Annotated in this window: 21 protein-coding genes and 2 tRNA genes; 9 read left to right on the top strand and 14 right to left on the bottom strand. The window is 52.6% G+C overall.

Features of this window, described 5'->3' with window-relative positions; all coding sequences use genetic code 11:
* From AC07N2_RS12135 to AC07N2_RS12150, 4 genes are all read left to right on the top strand, one after another.
* Positions 1-220 (top strand): hypothetical protein (locus tag AC07N2_RS12135; protein WP_494778490.1); only part of this gene is annotated, 220 nt, incomplete at its 5' end.
* Between the two features lie 153 nt (positions 221-373).
* On the top strand, positions 374-1,741 hold the full coding sequence (locus tag AC07N2_RS12140; protein WP_494778491.1) for an aspartate aminotransferase family protein: 1,368 nt from the start codon (positions 374-376) through the stop codon (positions 1,739-1,741).
* A 13-nt stretch (positions 1,742-1,754) separates the two neighbouring features.
* A complete protein-coding gene (locus AC07N2_RS12145; RefSeq protein WP_494779248.1) occupies positions 1,755-2,819 on the top strand; it encodes a GNAT family N-acetyltransferase in 1,065 nt (354 codons plus the stop codon).
* Complete coding sequence (locus AC07N2_RS12150; protein WP_494778492.1) at positions 2,812-3,699, top strand: arginase family protein; 888 nt, start codon at positions 2,812-2,814, stop codon at positions 3,697-3,699. The genes AC07N2_RS12145 and AC07N2_RS12150 overlap by 8 nt, the downstream gene beginning before the upstream one ends.
* Here AC07N2_RS12150 and AC07N2_RS12155 read toward each other — a convergent pair whose 3' ends face one another.
* The 11 genes from AC07N2_RS12155 to AC07N2_RS12205 are packed head-to-tail and all read right to left on the bottom strand — an operon-like array spanning position 3,700 to position 13,475.
* Positions 3,700-4,941 carry a DegT/DnrJ/EryC1/StrS family aminotransferase gene (locus AC07N2_RS12155; RefSeq protein WP_494778493.1) on the bottom strand — a complete coding sequence of 414 codons (1,242 nt, stop codon included), beginning with the start codon at positions 4,939-4,941 and terminating at the stop codon, positions 3,700-3,702. It abuts the gene before it with no gap.
* A complete protein-coding gene (locus tag AC07N2_RS12160) occupies positions 4,928-5,341 on the bottom strand; it encodes a DMT family transporter (RefSeq protein ID WP_494778494.1) in 414 nt (137 codons plus the stop codon). The genes AC07N2_RS12155 and AC07N2_RS12160 overlap by 14 nt, the downstream gene beginning before the upstream one ends.
* Complete coding sequence (locus tag AC07N2_RS12165) at positions 5,338-5,712, bottom strand: EamA family transporter (RefSeq protein WP_157889122.1); 375 nt, start codon at positions 5,710-5,712, stop codon at positions 5,338-5,340. The genes AC07N2_RS12160 and AC07N2_RS12165 overlap by 4 nt, the downstream gene beginning before the upstream one ends.
* On the bottom strand, positions 5,709-6,581 hold the full coding sequence (locus AC07N2_RS12170) for an alpha/beta hydrolase (RefSeq protein WP_494778495.1): 873 nt from the start codon (positions 6,579-6,581) through the stop codon (positions 5,709-5,711). Before AC07N2_RS12170 ends, AC07N2_RS12165 begins: the two co-directional genes overlap by 4 nt.
* Positions 6,578-7,303: an MtnX-like HAD-IB family phosphatase gene (locus tag AC07N2_RS12175; protein ID WP_494778496.1), complete on the bottom strand. Its 726-nt coding sequence runs from the start codon at positions 7,301-7,303 to the stop codon at positions 6,578-6,580. Before AC07N2_RS12175 ends, AC07N2_RS12170 begins: the two co-directional genes overlap by 4 nt.
* The gene (locus AC07N2_RS12180; protein ID WP_494778497.1) at positions 7,296-8,204 is read right to left on the bottom strand and encodes an HlyD family secretion protein; all 909 of its coding nucleotides are present in this window, start codon (positions 8,202-8,204) and stop codon (positions 7,296-7,298) included. Before AC07N2_RS12180 ends, AC07N2_RS12175 begins: the two co-directional genes overlap by 8 nt.
* On the bottom strand, positions 8,201-8,950 hold the full coding sequence (locus AC07N2_RS12185; protein WP_494778498.1) for an ABC transporter ATP-binding protein: 750 nt from the start codon (positions 8,948-8,950) through the stop codon (positions 8,201-8,203). Before AC07N2_RS12185 ends, AC07N2_RS12180 begins: the two co-directional genes overlap by 4 nt.
* A gap of 3 nt (positions 8,951-8,953) precedes the next feature.
* A complete protein-coding gene (locus tag AC07N2_RS12190; protein WP_494778499.1) occupies positions 8,954-10,078 on the bottom strand; it encodes an ABC transporter permease in 1,125 nt (374 codons plus the stop codon).
* Positions 10,075-11,571 (bottom strand): efflux transporter outer membrane subunit, encoded by a 1,497-nt coding sequence (locus AC07N2_RS12195; protein ID WP_494778500.1) that lies wholly within the window; start codon positions 11,569-11,571, stop codon positions 10,075-10,077. Before AC07N2_RS12195 ends, AC07N2_RS12190 begins: the two co-directional genes overlap by 4 nt.
* Before the next feature lie 45 nt (positions 11,572-11,616).
* Entirely contained in the window at positions 11,617-12,768 is a 1,152-nt protein-coding gene (locus tag AC07N2_RS12200; protein WP_494778501.1) for a sensor histidine kinase, read from the bottom strand.
* Positions 12,753-13,475: a response regulator gene (locus AC07N2_RS12205; protein WP_494778502.1), complete on the bottom strand. Its 723-nt coding sequence runs from the start codon at positions 13,473-13,475 to the stop codon at positions 12,753-12,755. The genes AC07N2_RS12200 and AC07N2_RS12205 overlap by 16 nt, the downstream gene beginning before the upstream one ends.
* Positions 13,476-13,835: 360 nt before the next feature.
* Between AC07N2_RS12205 and AC07N2_RS12210 the strand changes: the two genes are divergently transcribed.
* The 4 genes from AC07N2_RS12210 to AC07N2_RS12225 all read left to right on the top strand — a co-directional run bounded on the left by AC07N2_RS12210 (position 13,836) and on the right by AC07N2_RS12225 (position 14,962).
* A tRNA-Cys gene (locus AC07N2_RS12210) sits at positions 13,836-13,909 on the top strand.
* 66 nt (positions 13,910-13,975) lie between these two features.
* Positions 13,976-14,062 (top strand) — tRNA-Leu (locus AC07N2_RS12215).
* A 5-nt stretch (positions 14,063-14,067) separates the two neighbouring features.
* Positions 14,068-14,490, top strand: a complete 423-nt coding sequence (locus tag AC07N2_RS12220; RefSeq protein WP_494778503.1) for a DUF1178 family protein — start codon at positions 14,068-14,070, stop codon at positions 14,488-14,490.
* A gap of 16 nt (positions 14,491-14,506) precedes the next feature.
* Entirely contained in the window at positions 14,507-14,962 is a 456-nt protein-coding gene (locus tag AC07N2_RS12225; RefSeq protein ID WP_494778504.1) for a MaoC family dehydratase, read from the top strand.
* Positions 14,963-15,023: 61 nt separating this feature from the next.
* Here the strand turns inward: AC07N2_RS12225 and AC07N2_RS12230 are convergent, their stop codons facing one another.
* The 3 genes from AC07N2_RS12230 to AC07N2_RS12240 form a co-directional block, all read right to left on the bottom strand.
* The gene (locus AC07N2_RS12230) at positions 15,024-15,716 is read right to left on the bottom strand and encodes a glutathione binding-like protein (protein WP_494778505.1); all 693 of its coding nucleotides are present in this window, start codon (positions 15,714-15,716) and stop codon (positions 15,024-15,026) included.
* Positions 15,717-15,840: 124 nt separating this feature from the next.
* A complete protein-coding gene (locus AC07N2_RS12235) occupies positions 15,841-16,548 on the bottom strand; it encodes a histidine phosphatase family protein (protein WP_494778506.1) in 708 nt (235 codons plus the stop codon).
* Positions 16,545-17,324 carry an oxepin-CoA hydrolase, alternative type gene (locus AC07N2_RS12240; protein WP_494778507.1) on the bottom strand — a complete coding sequence of 260 codons (780 nt, stop codon included), beginning with the start codon at positions 17,322-17,324 and terminating at the stop codon, positions 16,545-16,547. The genes AC07N2_RS12235 and AC07N2_RS12240 overlap by 4 nt, the downstream gene beginning before the upstream one ends.
* 240 nt (positions 17,325-17,564) lie before the next feature.
* Here AC07N2_RS12240 and AC07N2_RS12245 point away from each other — a divergent pair, with 240 nt between their 5' ends.
* Positions 17,565-19,268 (top strand): GspE/PulE family protein, encoded by a 1,704-nt coding sequence (locus AC07N2_RS12245; protein WP_494778508.1) that lies wholly within the window; start codon positions 17,565-17,567, stop codon positions 19,266-19,268.
* Positions 19,269-19,459: the final 191 nt, after the last annotated feature.

A 19,459-nucleotide genomic window follows, 5' to 3' on the forward strand; every position in this document is an offset into this window, starting at 1 on the left:
AGATTTAACTGCAATAATTTGCAGACATCAGGTGTTAAAAAAGGAGCTTATAGCTCCTTTTTTCATTTTCGCTTCACTTTCTATCTCTTCCACTGTTATTTGCCCGAGCTTGATGCATACGCTGTTGTGCGGTCTTGCCTATGCAAAATGGAACGTCGTCGCATTTCTGTTTTGTCATCAACGAGCTTCCGATGTGCTTTCAATTCTGCCATCGTCATGATGTTTGTGAAATGTTCTGGCCTTCCAGCTTTTCCCTCCACAAATTCCACACAATTCCTCGACAGTTGCGAAAGATTGCCATTCCAGAATGACGCCAGTCGTCGTTGCGCCTATGGGCTAGCAATGACTTTTCAACGCACAATCTGGAGTATGCATGAGCGCAAACCTGTTGGCTGACGAAGCGAAATATTGTTCCTTCGGCGATACCGTCCATTACGTTAACCCGCCTAAGATTTTCGCCGGCTGCGAAGGCAGCTACATGATCGACGCTGAAGATACGCGTTACCTTGATTTACAGATGTGGTATTCGGCCGTTAACTTCGGTTACAAGAACAAGCGTCTTGAAGATGCGATGCGGAAGCAGCTCGACGTGTTGCCACAGATTGCCAGCCAGTACCTGCATCCAACCAAGATTGAATTGGCAAAATGGATAGCACAGGATGCAGAGAAAAAATGGGGCCGTGAAGGTCGCGTGCATTTCAACGTCGGCGGTGCGCAGGCGATTGAAGACTCATTGAAAATTGTGCGTAATGCCAGCAACGGCAAGAGCCTGATGTTCGCCTTCGAAGGCGGTTATCACGGTCGTACCTTGGGCGCATCGAGCATTACTTCCAGCTACCGTTATCGTCGTCGCTATGGTCATTTTGGTGACCGTGCGCATTTTCTACCTTTCCCTTATCCATTTCGTCGCCCTAAAGGCATGACGGCTGAAGAATATGGTGAGTCGCTGGTCAAAGAATTTGCGCGCAAGTTCGAAAACGAATATCACGCAGTGTGGGATCCAAAAGCCAATCAGTGCGAATACGCTGCTTTCTATATTGAGCCGATTCAAGGTACAGGTGGTTACGTCATTCCACCACCGAACTACTTCAAAGGTATGAAGAAGGTTCTGGACGATCACGGTGTACTGCTGGTGGTCGATGAAATCCAAATGGGCTTCTGGCGTACCGGTAAACTCTGGTCGATCGAAAACTTTGGCGTGCAACCTGACGTATTGGTTTTTGCTAAAGCGTTGACGAATGGTTTGAATGCACTGAGCGGTCTGTGGGCACGCGAAGAGTTGATCAACCCTACGATCTTCCCACCAGGTTCGACACACTCGACCTTCGCATCTAATCCGCTGGGCACCGCCATCGGTCTGGAAGTGTTGAAGATGACGCACGAAGTGGACTTTGGCAAACAAGTCTGCGACAGCGGTGCTTACTTCCTCGAAGGTTTGCGCGATCTGCAAAAACGTCACAAGGAAATCGGCGATGTCGATGGCTTGGGTCTGGCCTTGCGGGCAGAGATTTGCACGGATGACGGTTTCACACCTAATCGTGCATTGCTCGACAAGATGGTCGATATGGGCCTCGAAGGTACGCTCGAATACAAAGGTCAAAAACGTGGTTTGGTGCTGGACGTTGGCGGCTACTATAAAAACGTGATCACCTTCGCACCGTCATTGATGATCAGCCGTGACGAGATCGATGAAGCAATGGTCTTGCTGGATCAACTACTGACACGCGCCAAGCGTGCCTGATGTGCAGGATGGCGTGTCGGCGACACGCCTGAATCAGCTCGAGCCGGATGCGTTGGTCGCACTGTTTGAGGCGCATCCTCCGCAAGGGTTTGCGCCTCTTTCACTGTTGCACGGCACACCTGGTTTCGTTGCGTCTTTTGATTTATTGACGACAGCGGACGATGCGTTGCGACGACGTGTGCATGCCTTGCCGTGGGCCAGCCGCTGGCTGCCATGGTTACGCGTGCGTACCGCGTTTGTCGGCACTACCGTCACTGAATACACCTTGTTGCCAGATGCTGAGCCTGCGAGCTTTGCCGACAGCTTGCGCTGTGTGCCAGGGCGCGATTATCGTCTGGTCATCGTAAAAGACATTCCACAGCAATCTCCTTTACTCGATGCACATACCAATGCACGTGCAGAACAATTTGCGCTCGCGTGTGAGGAGCAAGGATTTGTGTTGGTCGAGGGACAGGCGCTGGCTTATGTGGCTATCGATTTCGATCATATCGATGCTTATCTTGAGCGACTCTCTAATAGCCGTCGTAAAAACCTGCGCCGTAAATTACGCAAGCGTGATGGTTTGCAGATAGATCGTGTACATACCGGCAATCCACTTTTTGATGACGATGCTGTTGTCGATACTTACTACGCGCTGTATCTGGATGTGTATAAACAGAGTGAAATACATTTCGACTTGCTCACGCGTGATTTCTTTGCGGCTATGCTGCGGGATGGTAAGAACGGTGGCATCAGCTTTGAATATAGGTACGAAGACGAACTGATAGGCTACAACTTGTGCTTTGAGCACGATGGGCGCTTGATCGATAAATATATCGGTTTGCGTTATCCGCAAGCGCGCGAGAATAATTTGTATTTCATTAGCTGGTTTGTGAACCTTGAGTACGCCTTGGAGCGAGGATTGACACATTACGTAGCAGGCTGGACCGATCCACAGGTCAAGGCTGACTTGGGTGCGTCTTTCACCTATACGCGGCATGCGGTGTATGTGCGTAATCGTGTGTTGCGTGCATTGGCACGACGATTCGTAGGCAGTTTTGAAAGCGATAGACAATGGAGCGAGCAGCATCATGCATAAACAGCCGATAGTGCTAGATCTTGATGGCTCTACTGGTGTTCCGGATGGCGCATTGCATTTGCCGTTGCAGGATTGGCAGGAACGTCTACGCTTTGGTTGTCGTCGCAGTGTATTGGCTGCATTTGCTCGTTATCTGAGCACGCAGTTGCCGGCCGAATACGGACCGGTGTTGATGGGGAGCGGAGATTTCCATCATCTCAGTTTGCCCTTGGTAAAACGCTTGGCGGAAAAGCGGCAGCGTCCGCTGCGCTTGGTGGTGATCGACAATCATCCAGACAATATGCGTTACCTGTTTGGTGTGCATTGCGGTTCGTGGGTGCGACGTGTGGCGATGTTGCCGCAAGTCAGTCACGTGCATGTGGTCGGAATTACTTCACCCGATATCGGCAGTGGTCATGCGTGGGAAAACTATCTGACGCCGCTGCTGGCAGGCAAGCTCAGTTACTGGAGTGTTGGTGTAGATACGAGTTGGTCACGTTTCTTGCGACTGAATCACGCTTTTCACAACTTCGATAATGCGGCAACGCTGACTGATGCAGTGTGCGCAATGCTGGTTGAGAACAAAGAAGATACTTATCTATCCATCGACAAAGATGCATTCAGTCCGGACGTGGTGCGTACCAACTGGGATCAGGGGCAATTGCTGGAAGAACAGTTGATGCGCATGATCGCTACCCTTGATGGTCAAATGATGGCCAGCGATATCACTGGTGATGTTTCGGAATATCGTCATGCAAGTGCGTGGAAGCGTTGGTTGAGTGCGGGCGATGAACAGACTTTGGCGATTCCTTCTGCCATGTTGCAAGCTTGGCAGGTTGATCAACAAGCCTTGAATCAGCGCTTGGTGACACGTTTGCAGCAGGCGATGAGCAGAGATTAATTATGTTTGTTTGCAGATACGTGCAAGCGTGCTGCAGATAGATGCAAATGTTGCGTCGTCCAACCACGGACTGTTGCTGATTGTCAGTACGCGTGTAGCCAGCATGCGAGCGTTTGGCAAAGCATGTTTATCTTGTGCACTAGTCGGTATTACTTCATTCAAATACGCGTAGTCGGGTAGAGCATGCACGAAAGGCAGGCTCACACCGCATCTCATTCCCCATAAAGCCTGCAATGCCGCATCGCGACGCGTGCGATCCGGCATGAGCAAGCTGAGCACCGGCCATGTGCCACAGCCTTCTTCATCTTCAAACGGTATGATTCCTTCGATGGAGCGCAGTTGGGGCAGACGGCGTAGTGCTTGTTCGCGTGTACTCGTTTGAAATGCAGCTAATCTTTTTATGGCACGTACGCCAACTACCTGCCGCCATTTTCCGGGACGATGCAATACGGTACGAGTAGGGAAGCGATCGCCTGCGGCATCCAGCCAATCGTTGAGCTGCAGCGCGCGGCGTAATGGTTTGCCGTAGGCGAGGGGTAACAACGAAGGACGATATAGCACGGCATAGGCAGCCAGTTCCAGCGAACGCTGGCATTCGACAAGAGGGCGCGCTGGTGCAAGACGTGCGCTAGCCTTGGCGCAGGCAGCACGTACTGCGGCATCGCGTGCGATCAGAATGCCACCTTCGTAGATAGTCAAACCTTTGCCGATTGCAAGGCTAAAAATGGCGAGATCGCTTTCAGTACCGACGCTGTGTCCATCTACACGTGCACCTAGCGCTTGTGCTGCATCTTCGATCACCCAGGCACCACAGGCGCGGGCGCATGCTTGTATGGGGGTGACGGCGCTGATTCTTCCACATAGATGCGTGGGCAGGATGGCGAGCGTGTTGGCATCACACAGGCTCGCCAGCATGACTGGATCCATGCTCAGACTGTCTGGCAGCAGATCGCAGATGCGTAGCGTCAAGCCGCATTGTGCGACGGCCAATGCAACCAGCGGGCAAGTGTAGGCAGGAACGATGACGGTGTGGCGCGTCGGCGCGATGTCGTGCAGGGCATGCAAGGCAATGACCAGTGCAGCGGTGCCTGAGCTTTCCAGTTGTGCGTGTTCTACATTCAGGAATTGTGCGACGGCTACTGCCAGGTCGGCACTGCCAGGCAAAAGATCGCTTAGGTACAAGGGCAGGCCGGCGGTCGGCGGTACCTCGTACCTGGCATTTTTACTTTCAGCGAACTGCATGTTCCTCACCGCTGGCGGCTTCGGGATGGAGTTCGTTTTCACTGAAGGCGAGGCAGATGACGCCGGCAACAATCAGAACGGCAGCGAGTATTTGCGGCCAACCGATTTTTTCGTCGAACAGCCAGACGGACAGCAGCATGACGGACAGGATTTCCAAATGCGAAGCAGCAAAGGCCGGGCCGATGGGCGCGTGTTTCAGCAGCGTCATCCAACTGAAGAATGCACCTATGTAACCGATGAAGGCGCCATAGATCCACGGCATGCTGAATACCCGTAATAGCCACTCGGTATTTGCCTGCAGTGGTAGCGCGTGGATGGCTGCGTACTTGAAGCTTAGCTGCGCCAAGGTGTCGAAGGCGAGCAAGGCCATGAAGCCGATGATGTAGAAACTTTTCTTCATGCCGGCAATCCCACAATCGCGACGCCCAAGGACACCAGCAGAATACCGATCACGCGCAAGCGTGTGAGTTTTTCACGGAACAGCCAGCGTCCAGCCAGCATGATGGCGACGATATTGATCGACCCCATCAGCACGCCTTGCGACAGTGGTACCAGCGACAGAAAAGCCAACCACAGTACAAATTCCAATACGTAGCAACCTATGCCTAACCACAACCACGGTTGTTGCGCCATTCGATACCAACGTGCCAAACCTTCAGCATCCGCATCATTGATGGCAGCAGCCTTGAATGCCAGTTGACCGGCACTATCCACAATCACATTGGCAGCCCATAGGACAATTGCCAGCCACGGCAGTGTTTCACCTATCATGCTGCGGCCAGATGGGACGATGTAGAGTTGGTGTGCTTGCTTGTCGAGGAGTTCATGCCCAATGTCTGTGCGATGAAGTCGCAGGCTCGTTCGATCACCAAGCGGCGTTCGCGGTCGATGGTGACCATGTGATAGCTGTCTTGCAGCCACAGTGTTTGCACTGGACCTTTGACACTGTTTTGCACAAGCAGAGCGTTTTTTTGCAGACTCGCGACATCGTCCTCTGTGGCGTGAACCAAGAGGCAGGGAGCGGTGATCGCAGGTAGTTGGCGGCGTACTTCTGCAGCTAAACCATACAGTTCCGCTACCGACCACCATGGATTGCCAGGCAGGCCAGCTTCCGAGCTATCGCCGGAATGCATTTGCGCCACGATACGTTTGCGCAGGGCAGCATCCTTGATGCCATACGGTGGCTGTTCGGTAAAGCAGCTATTGCGACCTATACGCAATGCTTTGAAAATACGCAGCAGAAAACTGAGGCGCGTATAACGCGGCATGCTCCAGCCATCATGTTGGAACATGGTCGCCAATGCGCCTACGCCGGCCACTTTTTCTGGCTGATCGGCGGCAAGCTTCAAGGACAATAGCGCACCCATCGACAGACCCATGACGAAGATGCGATCCACGCCCACGCGTGTACGTAAATGATCTGCTGCAACGAGTACGCTGTTGTACCAATCCTGCCAGCTGGTGGCAATCAAATCATCTGCCGTGCCGCAATGGCCAGCCAGTTGCATGCCGTACACGGTATGGCCTGCACGATGCAGACCTTTACCGAGCAGGCGCATTTCATTTGGTGTGCCGGTCAATCCGTGTATCAGCAGCACACCAGTACGTCCACCTTCGAACAGAAATTCATGTTCGGTCATGCCTGCATTTCCTCTCTTGCGACTACCTGTGACAGCAGCGTAATGGCTTCATCAAAGTCGGCGAAAGCGGCGTGCGCATAAGCGTTTTTGCGGCAGTGTTCGAGCAAACGGCTGGTGGCCAATACGAAATCAGCTTGACCAGATACGCAGAAATCAGATGTGCCATCGCCAATGAAAAGCACGCGAGCATGCTTGGCGCGTTGTGTTTCCAGCAGTGCGCATTTGCAAGTACCGCTGTTACGGTTGCAAGATGTGCTGGCGTGTGGTGATTGTAATTGCCAGCTACGTGGTCCGGTTTGTACCAGGTGATTGGCTAGGACTTGCAGATGGCCGAGGCCATGGCGTTTCAATACATAAGAGATGACATAGTCCATGCCATCGCTGACGATTTGCAGCGGTAGTCCGCGTGCCGATGCAGCTTGTACGAATGCAGGGAAGGCCGGATCAATTTCAATCAGATCCAGATGTGCGTGCAAGTCGTCCATGCTCATATCGAGCAAGGCAATTTGTTTTTGCATGCAAACGCGCGAGCCGATTTCTCCACGTACCCACGCTTCTTCCAATTCTTCGTAGCCGTCACGGGCAAAGCGGTTAAGCAGAGAATCGGTCACGTCAACGGTACTGATGGTGCCGTCGAAATCACATTGGATTGCCCATTCCGATATTTCGGATGGCGCCTGTCTGGATGCCGTGACAGGGCGGAAGTTCAGGTTCTTATTCATGGAAGCTCACTCTCACATTTTGTCCGATGCGTACATCCGGCACTTCGTCGAAGGCCAGTACACAATCGACCACGCGTAAATTGCTGCGTGGATTGCCGTCATCGCTCAGGCGGCTGTTGGCGAATACCTGCCCGATGCGTACTACACGTGCGCGCAGGGGTTTGCGTTGCGGATCAGCCTCGATGCTGATGTCGGCATGCATGCCGGGTTTGACTTGCGATACAAAACTCTCATTCAACTCGGCGCGAATTTGTGGTGGACGTGCTGGCAACAAGGTCATCAGCGGCTTGCCACCTTGTGCCAACGTTTGTGTACCGATAGTGGCGTCGAGCATGATGATCGTGCCTGCTTGTGGTGCGTGCAAAGTGCGTGCGGCAAGACGTTGCTTGGCAGCTTCCACTCGTTCACGTGCAATCGCGACATCGTTGCCGGATATCGTGGCGGCAGCCTGTAGTTGTTGCACACGTTGATTGGCTTCATCCGCACGTTGTACGTCGCTGGCACCAGCTTCGGCAGCTTGATGTAGTCGTTGTGCCAGATCGCGTGCACCGGACAGCGGTAAAGTAGCTGCTTGCGCCTGTGCTTGCGCCTGACGCAGACGCGCTTCGGATTCACTCAATTCAATTTGTTCATTGCGGCTGTCGAGTTCTGCGAGTACGGCGCCGGACGCAACTTGTTGCCCTTCGCTGACTGGCAAGCGTACGACACGACCGTCTTGTGCAGGTTGGATAGCGACCAGGCCTCCTTGTGCTTCAATCTTGCCGCGTGCGATGGCAACGTAGGCATGATCGTTTCCAGCAGCTTTGGGTGCGGCTGCCGGTTTGTCATCGGAGCAGGCAGTCAAGCCTATGCAGGCACTCAGTGCCAGCAGGCTGTAAATATGCCGATGGGCATTCATCATTGTTGTCCTTCTTTGTAAAGTGGCGTGGGCCGAATACGTTCAGGGCGCCAATCATTGCGGATCACGCCATCTTCCATTTCCAGTACGCGGTCGGCGTGTCGGATCAAGCGCGGATCATGGCTGACACAAAGCACGGTGGCTTGGTGTGTGTGGGCGATGCGATGCAGGATGTCGATCACGTTCTGACCATTGTCAGCATCGAGTGAACTGGTCGGTTCATCTGCAAATAAAAGTTGTGGTTGCTTGGCGATCGCGCGTGCAATAGCAACGCGCTGACGTTCGCCACCGGACAGTTTGGCAGGACGTTCATCGGCGCGATGCGACATGCCAACTTCTTCCAATGCGGCCATCGCGCTTTTACGCGCATCGTTGTCGTTCATGCCCATATAACCAAGCGGCAATTGCACTTGTTCGCAAGCGGTGAGGGCAGGGAAAAGATTGAAGCCTTGAAACACGAATCCTGTGTGCTTGAGGCGGAAGCGTTCTAGTTGATGGCGGCCGATATTGCCCAGCTCTTCATCCAGCGCAGTAATACGACCTTCATCCGGTGCCTGCAGTCCGCTAAGCAGTGACAGCAAGGTACTTTTGCCGCAGCCGGATGGTCCGGAAATCAATGTCAACTCACCTGGGTAAATCGATACCGATAACCGTTGCAGGACGTGAATACGCACCAAGCCGGAAAGAAAAGATTTGCTGACACGCTCGGCGGCCAGACTAGGTGGGGGGGTGTTAATGTCGAGCGGCATGATTTACCTTAACAACAGGGTAGGGTCTGCACGCATCAAGCCGCGTAATGCAAACAGGCCGGAAACAAGTGCCAGTATCAGGACCAAGGCCGTGCAAATCAGCGCGACCGATATGCTCATGTTGATGGGCACACCATACGCGGCAGCGATAGAGAGCAATGCGGTAGACGCCAGTGCTGCGATGATCAATCCAGCACCACCTATCCAGCCGGATTGCGAGATGACGACACGGCTGAGCGAGCGATGACTGACGCCGAGCGCATTCAGCATCGCGTATTCACGCGCTGAAGATGCGACCACACCAAGCAACGACTGACTGGTAATGACGGCACCAACCAGCAACACAATCGCGGCCATGAACAGTACTGCTACACCGGCACCGGTATCGAATAGCCAGTACAGTTGGGAGCGTTTGGCAAAGGAGCGTGCGGTCCATACGGAGAATGGGCCGAAGCGAGCATCAGGTTCGAAGCGTGCTGCAACTGTTGCAGGCTTCGCGTTACTGCGAATTTTGGCGACGTAATAGCTTGGACCTTGTGCACCGTCTGTTTGCAGCATGCGAGCGGTATCCAGCGATGTGATCACGTTGACGCCACCCAGTCCGCGCAAGCCATTGAGAGCAGCAACAATATGGACGCGCTGGCCATTGATCCAGGCTGTGTCATCGGTGCCAGCACGTAATTGATCACGTTCGGCGCGATCAATGATGACGGCACCCGGTTCTTGCAATAGCTGACGCATACCCGGCGAGAGTATGCGTGAAAACATCATGCTGCCTTGTGTGTCGATACCGGATACATAAACCGAGACGCCACTAGCGCTGGCACTACCGCGCCAATCGCCATCAACCCAGATGTATGGTTCTACTGCGGTCACGTCCGGATCCATACGCAAGCGCATTTCTACATCCTGTCCTATCGGACGGCCAAAATTGACACTTTGCGTACCTGGATAACCGGCCCATAAGTCAGCGGAAGACGCGGTGACATACACTGCGGCGCTACCAAAGATACCCATTACCAGTGCTGCTTGTACGGCGAGAAGAACGCCAGCGAAGCCGACTGCCATCACGGCCGGCATAAAGCGGAACCATTCGTACAGTAGCGTCTTGCGTGCTAATGGAATCATGATTGCGGCTCGTTATCAGCTAGTGGCAACGGGGCGCCGCCAAGAGCGCGGAACAAGGTGGCGTATGCAATGCCGTAGTCAGTTTCAGCAGCGGTCAACGATTGCTGCGCCTGCAGTACATTTTGTTTGTATTCGAGGCCACTCCATTCGCTGGATAATCCCAATCGCGTCAGTGAACGGTCTTTATCTGCCATCGTTTGCGTTGCTGCCAGTGCATCGCGCAGATGTTGCACGCGTTGTTGAGCTTGTGTGAGCAATGCAATGCCGGTTTCTACCTGCGCAACGCTGTCCAGCAATACTTGTCGATAACCGGCCAGTGATGCGTCTACTTCATGTTGGCGGGCTGTGGCGATGGCTTTACGTTGTCCCCAATCAAACAGCGGCAGATCGATGAGTGGTCCGATGGTAGGCACGCCGTTTTGGGTCGTTCTTCCATTCTGGGTCAGATTGTAGGAGTACAGATAAGATGCGCCGAGTGCGATACGCGGATACAGCGCTGATTTGGCGATGCCAAGTTCGCCGACGGCTTGCAATACTTCTGCTTCGGCAACACGCATGTCAGGGCGGCTACGTAATAGGTCACTCGGAATTTGTGTAATTCCTCCTGCTTGCAAAGCCGGTAATGGATGTGGCTGTGACCAAGTGCTGTCTGGTTGGGCTTGTCCGACTAACGCTGCCAATGCGTATAGCGCGCGCGCCTCTGCTTGCTTGGGCAAACTGAGTGCTGCTCGCGTGCGTGCCAATCGTGCTTGTAGTTGCAAGCGTTGATCAGGACCGGCTAAACGATTGGTGATGCGTACCTCTGTTAATTCCAAGGTGCGTCTATCGAGAGCGACCAGTTCTTCTGCCGTTGCAATTTGTTGTTGTGCTGCACGCAGCTCCAGATAATTGCGCACGACTTCAGCTACCAGCCCCACTCTTGCTTCCTGCTCGGCAGCGGCAGCACGTTCTAAGCTGGCACCAGCGCGTCGTTCAGCACCTTCTTGATCGCCGAACAAGCCTAGTTTCCAGACTGCGTTCAGACTCAATTGATAATAAGCGTCTACTGCCGCAGCATCTTCTGTTCCATACGAACTGAAGTCTAATTGCGGCAAATAGCTTTTGCTGACATTGCCAGCTAATGCGCGTGCTGCCTGCAGTCTGAGTTTGGCTTGTCGCAGCGACATATTTGAACTCAATGCACGTTCAACCAACGCATCCAGCTCGGCATCGCCGAAACGTTTCCACCAGCCAGTCAGATCAACAGGCGGAATATTTTTATCGGGAGCAGATGCTGCTGGTGTCTGCGTCCAGTGGGATGGCAGAAGGTTGGGCAGCTTGGGCATGTCCACCTGCGCGCAGCCTGACACCAGCACTAGCGATACGCATGAAACAGCAAATCTGGGGAGAGGAAATCGCAGCAAATGGGTATCCGCTTGAAAGGGGCGGCAAGAGGCGAAATAGCCCTTTATTGCCGAAAACCCGATTCTGGCCGCGCAAGATTGCGCCGCCATGCAGATATTGTGGAGAAATGATGGAGATTAGAGAGGGCGACGCTATTAACTACGTGGCAACTGAATGACAAACCGTGCGCCACCGCGTTCAGCCTTGTCGATGGAAACATGGCCACCTTGCAATTCTACCAAGGTACGTACTATCGACAGACCTAATCCACTACCACCGGTAGCCCGATTGCGCGACGGATCCAGACGATGAAAGCGCTGGAATACCTGTTCATGCATATCCGCTGACAGTCCTTCGCCTGCATCACTGACTGAAATGACAACATCGTTATCTTTGGATTGTAAATCTATGCCCAACCAACCACCGCTCTGAGCATATTGAAGTGCATTTTCAATCAGATTGTTCAACATCTGATGCAAGCGGTCTTCGTCTGCTTGAATCAGCGGAATCTCGCCCTGTATCGTCAATTCGGCCTGCATGCCGTGTTCTTCAAGACGGCTGGCGTACTTGGACAGAACATCGCGTACCAATGCGACCAGATCGAGTTCTTTGCGATGCAAGGACAAGCGTCCCGCATCGGCAACGGAAAGCGTATGCAAATCGCTCACCAGACGCGTCAGATGACGTACCTGTTCCAGCAGACGTGAAAATTCTTTCGGATCGGCCGGGATCACGCCGTCGCATATCGCATGCAGTCTGGCCTGCAATACTGCCAGTGGCGTACGCAATTCGTGCGAGATCGCTGCCATCGTCGATTTGCGCTCGCGCTCCAGCGTTTCCAGCGCATCGGTCATGTGATTGAAATCGTTGACGAGGCTGGTCATTTCCCCGCCTTGGCTACGTGCATGTGCACGCACGCTGAAATCGCCGACCGCGACTCGCCGTGCCGCCTCGGCTATCGATTGCACCGGTTGTGTGACCATGCGCGAAGTCCACAAGCCGGCAACCAAGCCGAATGGTAGGCATACCAACAGATCGATGATGATCGCAAAGACATCGGTGTCCCAGCGATTACCTAACCAGTACTGCTGATAGATTTCCATTGCACGCGGACTGTCATCCATATCACGCGCATTGAGTAGATCGAATTCGACGCGCACTTGTTCGGGAAGGCTGTCACGAAAACGCTCGAATTCCACTTGCCCGTAAACATAGCTGGTTGCGCCCATGACGACCATCGTGACCAGCACCGTTGCAGCGATGCCGAGTCCGAAGCGGATCCAGATGCGGTCTAGGTATCGCGCCATAGTCGGTATCCGATGCCACGTACGGTTTCAATCAAATCGTTGCAACCTGCGTCCTGCAATTTTTTCCGCAACTTGCTGAGATGGGAATCGATCACGCGATCGAGTGCATCGCTTTCTGGCAGACATGCCTCAATCAGTTCTGCACGAGAGAAACAGCGCTTGGGACGTTTTGCAAGACAGACCAGAATGCGGAATTCAGTCAGCGTCAGTGGCAGCACAACAGGACGTTCCTCCGCATCAAAAGCGCGCGCGGTGTAAGCCTGTTGATCGATTTCGAGTTGACCTATACGTAGGGGAGCATCGTTGCGCGGCTCCGGTGCGCGGAATGTTCGACGCAGCACGGCGCGCACGCGCTCAATGATTTCGGCTGGATTGTAAGGTTTGACAACATAATCGTCGGCGCCCAATCTCAGACTAAGCATTTTGTCTAGATCGTCTGCCAACGCTGTTGTCATGATGACAGGCGTATCACTTTCCTGACGAATTTCTTTCAAGACATCCACGCCGTCTTTGCCTGGCAGTCGAATATCGAGCAATACGATAGAAGGCTGATGCTCGCGAAAGAGGCGCAAGGCATCCGGCCCAGTTGCCGCATGCAAAGTGCGCAAGTTATCGCGTTGCAGATAAGCCAGCAGGATGTCGGACAGTTCGGTTTCGTCTTCGACGACCAGTACGAGCGGGGTAGTCGCCGTATTCGTTCTATTCATGGATAAACAATTCCGATTCTGTCGCGATGATAAAAAACAGCATTCTATGCAAAGAGTAATCACATGACCAGCGCAGCCCCGACGCTCAGATTTTGTGTCGCCAGGAAGAGGGCAACTACGGAGTCAGGCGCGTTAATGTTGTTCATGGAACGTCACAAGGTATTTGCATGCCAGTACATCTTGCAAAGCTGCAGCATACTAGGGCATAATACGCGCTACCGGAAAATCTTTCCGACTCGGATTTCCAAAAGGGAGCTCGTTCGTCAGCTTCCTTTTTTATTCGCTGTAGGTTTGAGATTTCGTTTTCGTTTTGTTATGCACATGCGGCAACATCGCTTGCGCTGTACAATACGGCCCCATGGCGGGGTAGCAAAGTGGTTATGCAGCGGCCTGCAAAGCCGTTTACGCCGGTTCGATCCCGACCCCCGCCTCCAGTTTTTTTGAAAGCGCCGCGAGCGCTTTTATTTTGTCCTAGAATCGTGGTTTAAAATCGTGATTATGCCCGGGTGGTGAAATCGGTAGACACAAGGGACTTAAAATCCCTCGCTCTAATAGGCGTGCCGGTTCAAGTCCGGCCCCGGGCACCAAACTCATGAAAGTCTATAACCTTTGTTGTGAACTCGATCATCGCTTTGAGGGATGGTTTTCCTCCGAAGATGACTTCTTCACGCAATCCTCCAAACATTTGATTGAATGCCCTTTATGCGGCAATCAAGAGATCAAACGTTTACCATCATCTCCTCGTTTAAATTTATCCGGTGCAACTGCACGTGTGAACGACGACAGTGCGCGTATGCAAGATCAGTTAATGGATTTTGCGCGCAAGGTGATTGCCAATACGGAAGACGTCGGCAATCAATTTGCCGAAGAAGCACGTCGCATTCATTACAAGGAAGTTGCGGAGCACGGCATACGCGGTACCGCGACAGCCGACGAACGTTCTGCCTTGGCAGAAGAGGGAATCGATGTCATGACTTTGCCCATTCCTGATGTGTTGAAACAACCGCTCCAATAAATCGATCGGAAACGATATGCGTCAAATTGCATCGCTGGCTGAATTAAAAGATTTGGTCGGACAAGAAGTGGCCGTATCCGATTGGCTGGAGATCACGCAGGAGCGCATCGATCTGTTTGCGCAGGCCAGCGGCGATCACCAATGGATACACGTCGATGCCGAACGTTGTCGCCAAGAGTCACCCTACGGTGCGCCGATTGCACACGGATTTCTAACTCTCTCTTTATTGCCGACCATGTTGCAGGTATCGATTGCGTTCCCGCTGTGCAAACTGGCGGTGAATTACGGTTTGAATCGGGTACGTTTTCCGGCTCCGGTGCCAGTTGATCATCGCGTACGTGGCCGTATGCTGTTGCAGTCAGTCGAAGAAATTACCGGCGGAATGCAGATGGTGTGGCAAGTAACAGTTGAATGCGAGGGCAGTGACAAGCCCGTCTGTGTCGCTGAATTGATACTGCGGCATTACATCTAACTCTCAAACACCAGCGATTATTCCTCACATTAAAACAGGAATAATCGCTGATACTTTCTCATTAGCGCTTCGCGTACTGTGTTGCGCCAAACAATATTTCCTTCGATTTTTCATCAGCGATAGGCTTGCGCAGATCTGTAAACAGCGTGACGCCTTTCTTGACTGCCGGACGTTCGCTGATTTCGTTGAACCAGTTTTGCAGGTGAGGGTAGTCGGACAATTCGATTCCCTGTTTTTCCCACGAGCGCAGCCAAGGGAAAGTCGCGATATCGGCAACGGTGTAGTTATCGCCGGCGAGGTATTTACTTTCAGCCAGACGTTTTTCAATGACGCCGTACAAGCGCTTTGCTTCATTGGTGTAGCGATTGACTGCGTAATCGATTTTTTCCGGTGCATACATGCGGAAGTGATGCGCTTGGCCCAACATAGGACCGACGCCACCCATTTGGAACATCAGCCATTGCAAGGTCGTGAATTTTTCGCGATCAGTCATGCCGAGAAACTTGCCAACCTTGCTGGCGAGATAAATCAGAATGGCACCAGATTCGAACAAGGACATCGCTTTGCCGTCAGGGCCGTCGCTATCAATAATTGCTGGAATCTTGTTGTTCGGCGAGATGGCGAGGAAATCTGCTGTGAATTGATCGCCTGCGCCGATATCGATGTGATGCATGTTGTACGCTAGGCCGCATTCTTCCAGCATGATGTGGACTTTGTGGCCGTTGGGCGTGGCGGTGGAATAAAGGTCTATCATTTCTTCTCCTGTAAGTGAGCTGCGGCAGAGCGCATAAATCTGAATCTTGGGCGAGATTATGCAGAAATTCAGGATTCCTTGCTCTGCAACGCGAGAAACGGCGGAAGGCTAGCGGCAACCTTACTTACAGGCCACGTGATCTGCGGTAATGCAGCAGGACTTCTTCCATCGTGGTGAGGCGCGATGCCGTATGTAGCGGCAGTGGCGGTGCGTAGTTGATGGTTTGGATGACCCAATCATCTGGGCGTTCGCCTACATCCAGAATATTGATGCAGCCAGGCGCTTGTTCGATATTGCCGAGGAACAAGCGTTGATTGGTAATCGCATAAGACAAGACGGCACGATTGACTCCGCCGTGCAAGACGAGCAAAACAGTGTCCCACGAAGTATCTGCACGCAGGCGATCAATCGCTGTGTGGATGCGATCCATTAATTGACCGACGCTTTCGCCTTCCAGGAATTTTTTATCTTCTGCTGCCATGCACGTAAAGGCGCCGGTAAAGGCATGCTCAAGATGGTCGTCTGCAATATCTTCCAGTGAGTGACAGCCACGTACTTCCTGCAAGTCTTGCCATTGTTCCAGCGTGATTTGCTGGCCGGTTTCTGCCAGTACGCGGGTAGCGGATTCCACCGTGCGCGGTAGATTGGAGGTGATGACGCGGTCGAATTGTATGCCTTGTCGCGCGAAGGTTTTACCTGCTTCGCTCGTTTGCATGCGGCCTTTTTCGTTCAGCGGTACTTCATCATGTGCGTATGGTTTTCCTTCGTCATCGAAGTAAGTCACACTGCCGTGACGCATCAGATAGACGCGCCTTCTTTTCGCTAATGTCATTTGTAATGTGGTTTTCTTTTTTCCAGGAACGCGTGGATACCTTCTTGTGCATCACGATGATTGAGGCTTTCAACGAAGTTGAATTTCTCCAACTCGAAATGCTGTGAGAGTGGATGATCTTTGGCATCGCGTATCAATGACTTGGTACGTTCGACAGCATTGCTTGATAACTCAGCTAATTCATCGGCCCACTTCAGCGCCACATCCAGTGTCGTGCCATCGGGAACCATCTTGTTGATCAGACCCAGATCGTACAAACGTTGAGCAGGAATCGTTTTGCCTTCAATCAAGATCTCGGTCGCCAATTGGCGAGGCAGACTTTGCGTCAAGAACCAGGATGCGCCGCCATCAGGCGTCAATCCCACTCTGACGTAAGACATGGCAAATTTCGCATAGTTACCAGCGACGATTAAATCGCAAGCCAAGGCTAGAGAGAACCCTGCGCCGGCAGCGGCACCTTCGATGGCGGCGATCACAGGTTTAGGGCAATCGCGGATTGCGTCTATCCAGCTACGCAAGCTATCGACGGCATCGCCTTGATCGACCTTGCTCATGGCACGATGTTCCAGCAGATGATTGAGATTGCCGCCAGCACAGAAGAAGTTGTCTGCGCCAGTCAGAATCACCGCACGGATAGAGTCATCGCGCTCGGCTGTCGACAGCGCTTCAACAGCGGCGGCGAACATATCCGGGTGCAGTGCATTCTTCGCACCAGGATTGGAGAGAGTCAAGATCAGGGTCGCTTCGTGACGGGATGCTTGGATTTCTGCAGACATGGTGGCCGTTAGAGTAGGGTGGAATTGTCTAAGAATATACAGCAAGCTTTTGCGTTTGGCAGCTTGCCGCATGGGATGGGAGCCAATGCTGCTTTGCTCGGCACGGCATTTGCGATGAGTCATCGTTAAGCAATGAAGTGTTTCATTAACGACGGTCAATTTGTTAATTCACGATAAATGCGGCGGAACATAGGATGTTCCGGCATAAAATACGCACGTATTTTTAATGAAAAGGACGATATGGCACGGCCCGAAAAGGTTCGCTTAGGTGAAATCCTGTTTCAGCAGAAATTGATTTCTGAGGAACAGCTTCAATTTTCTCTCGCTGAACAAAAGCGCACAGGGAGAAAGCTCGGGCGCGTTTTTGTCGAAAACGGTTTGGTGACGGAAGAGCAGATATCGACTGCACTCGCCAAACAGTTGGACATTCCTTACATCAATATCAAGTTTTTCAACGTACATCCAGAGACGGTACGCCTCTTGCCAGAGACGCAAGCGCGCCGCTTCCGCGCCTTGGTGCTGGAAGACAGGCGCAAGACGCTGCTGGTTGGCATGGCCGATCCTACCGATCTGTTTGCTTACGATGAAATTTCCCGCGCGGTCAAAAGAGATATCGAACTTGCTGTCATTAACGAGAGCGAGTTGCTGCATGCGATAGATCGTATCTACCGTCGCACTGAAGAGATTACAGATTTTGCACGTGAGCTAGAGCAGGATCTGGGCGATAGCCATGTCGATTTCGGCTCGTCTGGCATGACGCCAGGGCTGGAAGAGGCTCCTATCGTCAAGCTGCTGCAATCCGTATTTGATGATGCGACGCAGGTGCGCGCATCCGATATTCATATCGAGCCGCAAGAAGGACGCTTGCAGATACGCTTCCGTATCGATGGCATGTTGCATCTGCAAACCGAGGCCGACATCAAAATTGCTGCCTCGCTGGCGCTGCGTTTGAAGTTGATGTCCGAACTGGATATTTCAGAAAAACGCTTGCCGCAGGATGGTCGTTTTGCGATCAAGGTGCGCAATCAGAATATCGACGTACGTATTTCAACCATGCCGACGCAATATGGCGAATCGGTCGTCATGCGTTTGCTCAATCAAAGTGGTGGCACGCTGATGCTGGATTCGATCGGCATGCCGGTCGAGATGATGAAGCGCCTGCGCAAGATCATCCGCCGTCCAAATGGTTTGGTACTGGTAACTGGCCCGACCGGTAGTGGTAAAACGACGACGCTGTATGGCGCCTTGGCAGAATTGAATTCGCAAGAACGTAAATTGATTACCGTCGAAGATCCGGTTGAATATCGTCTGCCCGGCATCAATCAGGTGCAAGTGAATGACAAGATTGATCTGAATTTTGCGCGAGTCCTGCGTTCTGCATTACGGCAAGATCCCGATGTGATTCTGGTCGGCGAGATGCGTGACCAAGAGACGGCGCTAATTGGTATGCGCGCGGCATTGACAGGCCATCTGGTGCTATCAACCTTGCATACCAACGATGCGATCAGCACGCCTATTCGTCTGTTGGATATGGGTGTGCCGCACTACATGGTGGCGACGTCCTTGCAGGCAGTGTTGGCGCAGCGTTTGGTACGCGTTAATTGCGAAAGCTGTGAGACCGACTATGAATTGCTGCCTACCGAGCATGAGTGGTTGCAAATAGAGTTGGGCGATACGGTGGATCACTATCACTATAAACACGGAAAAGGCTGTTCGCATTGCAATGGTACTGGTTATCGTGGACGTACTGGCGTGTATGAAATGCTGGAAATGACGGCCGCTGTTACGCATGCGGCAAACAGTCAGGATCCGAATCTGTTTATTAAAGTTGCTCAGGAGCAAATGGCGGGGCAAACCTTGCGTCGTCATGCGGTTACCTTGGTGACTGCCGGCAAGACAACGGTGAGTGAAGCCATGCGGATAACGAATCAATTTGAAGAGTGATGCAATATATTTCACGTCACATTATCTTGCAGCGTGGCAATATGGCGGCCGTTGTTCTCCTCGATTTTTAACCCCGGCATTGATTGCTTGTTTCTTCTCCGCTTGTTTGGTCTAATGCTGGCGGCCACATTTTCAATGTGAATGATGGGAGAAACAGCTTCTTTTATTTCGAGCTACTTGCTTGATAAAAG

It is taken from the genome of Herminiimonas sp. GW821-FHT09C12, from assembly GCF_059416385.1.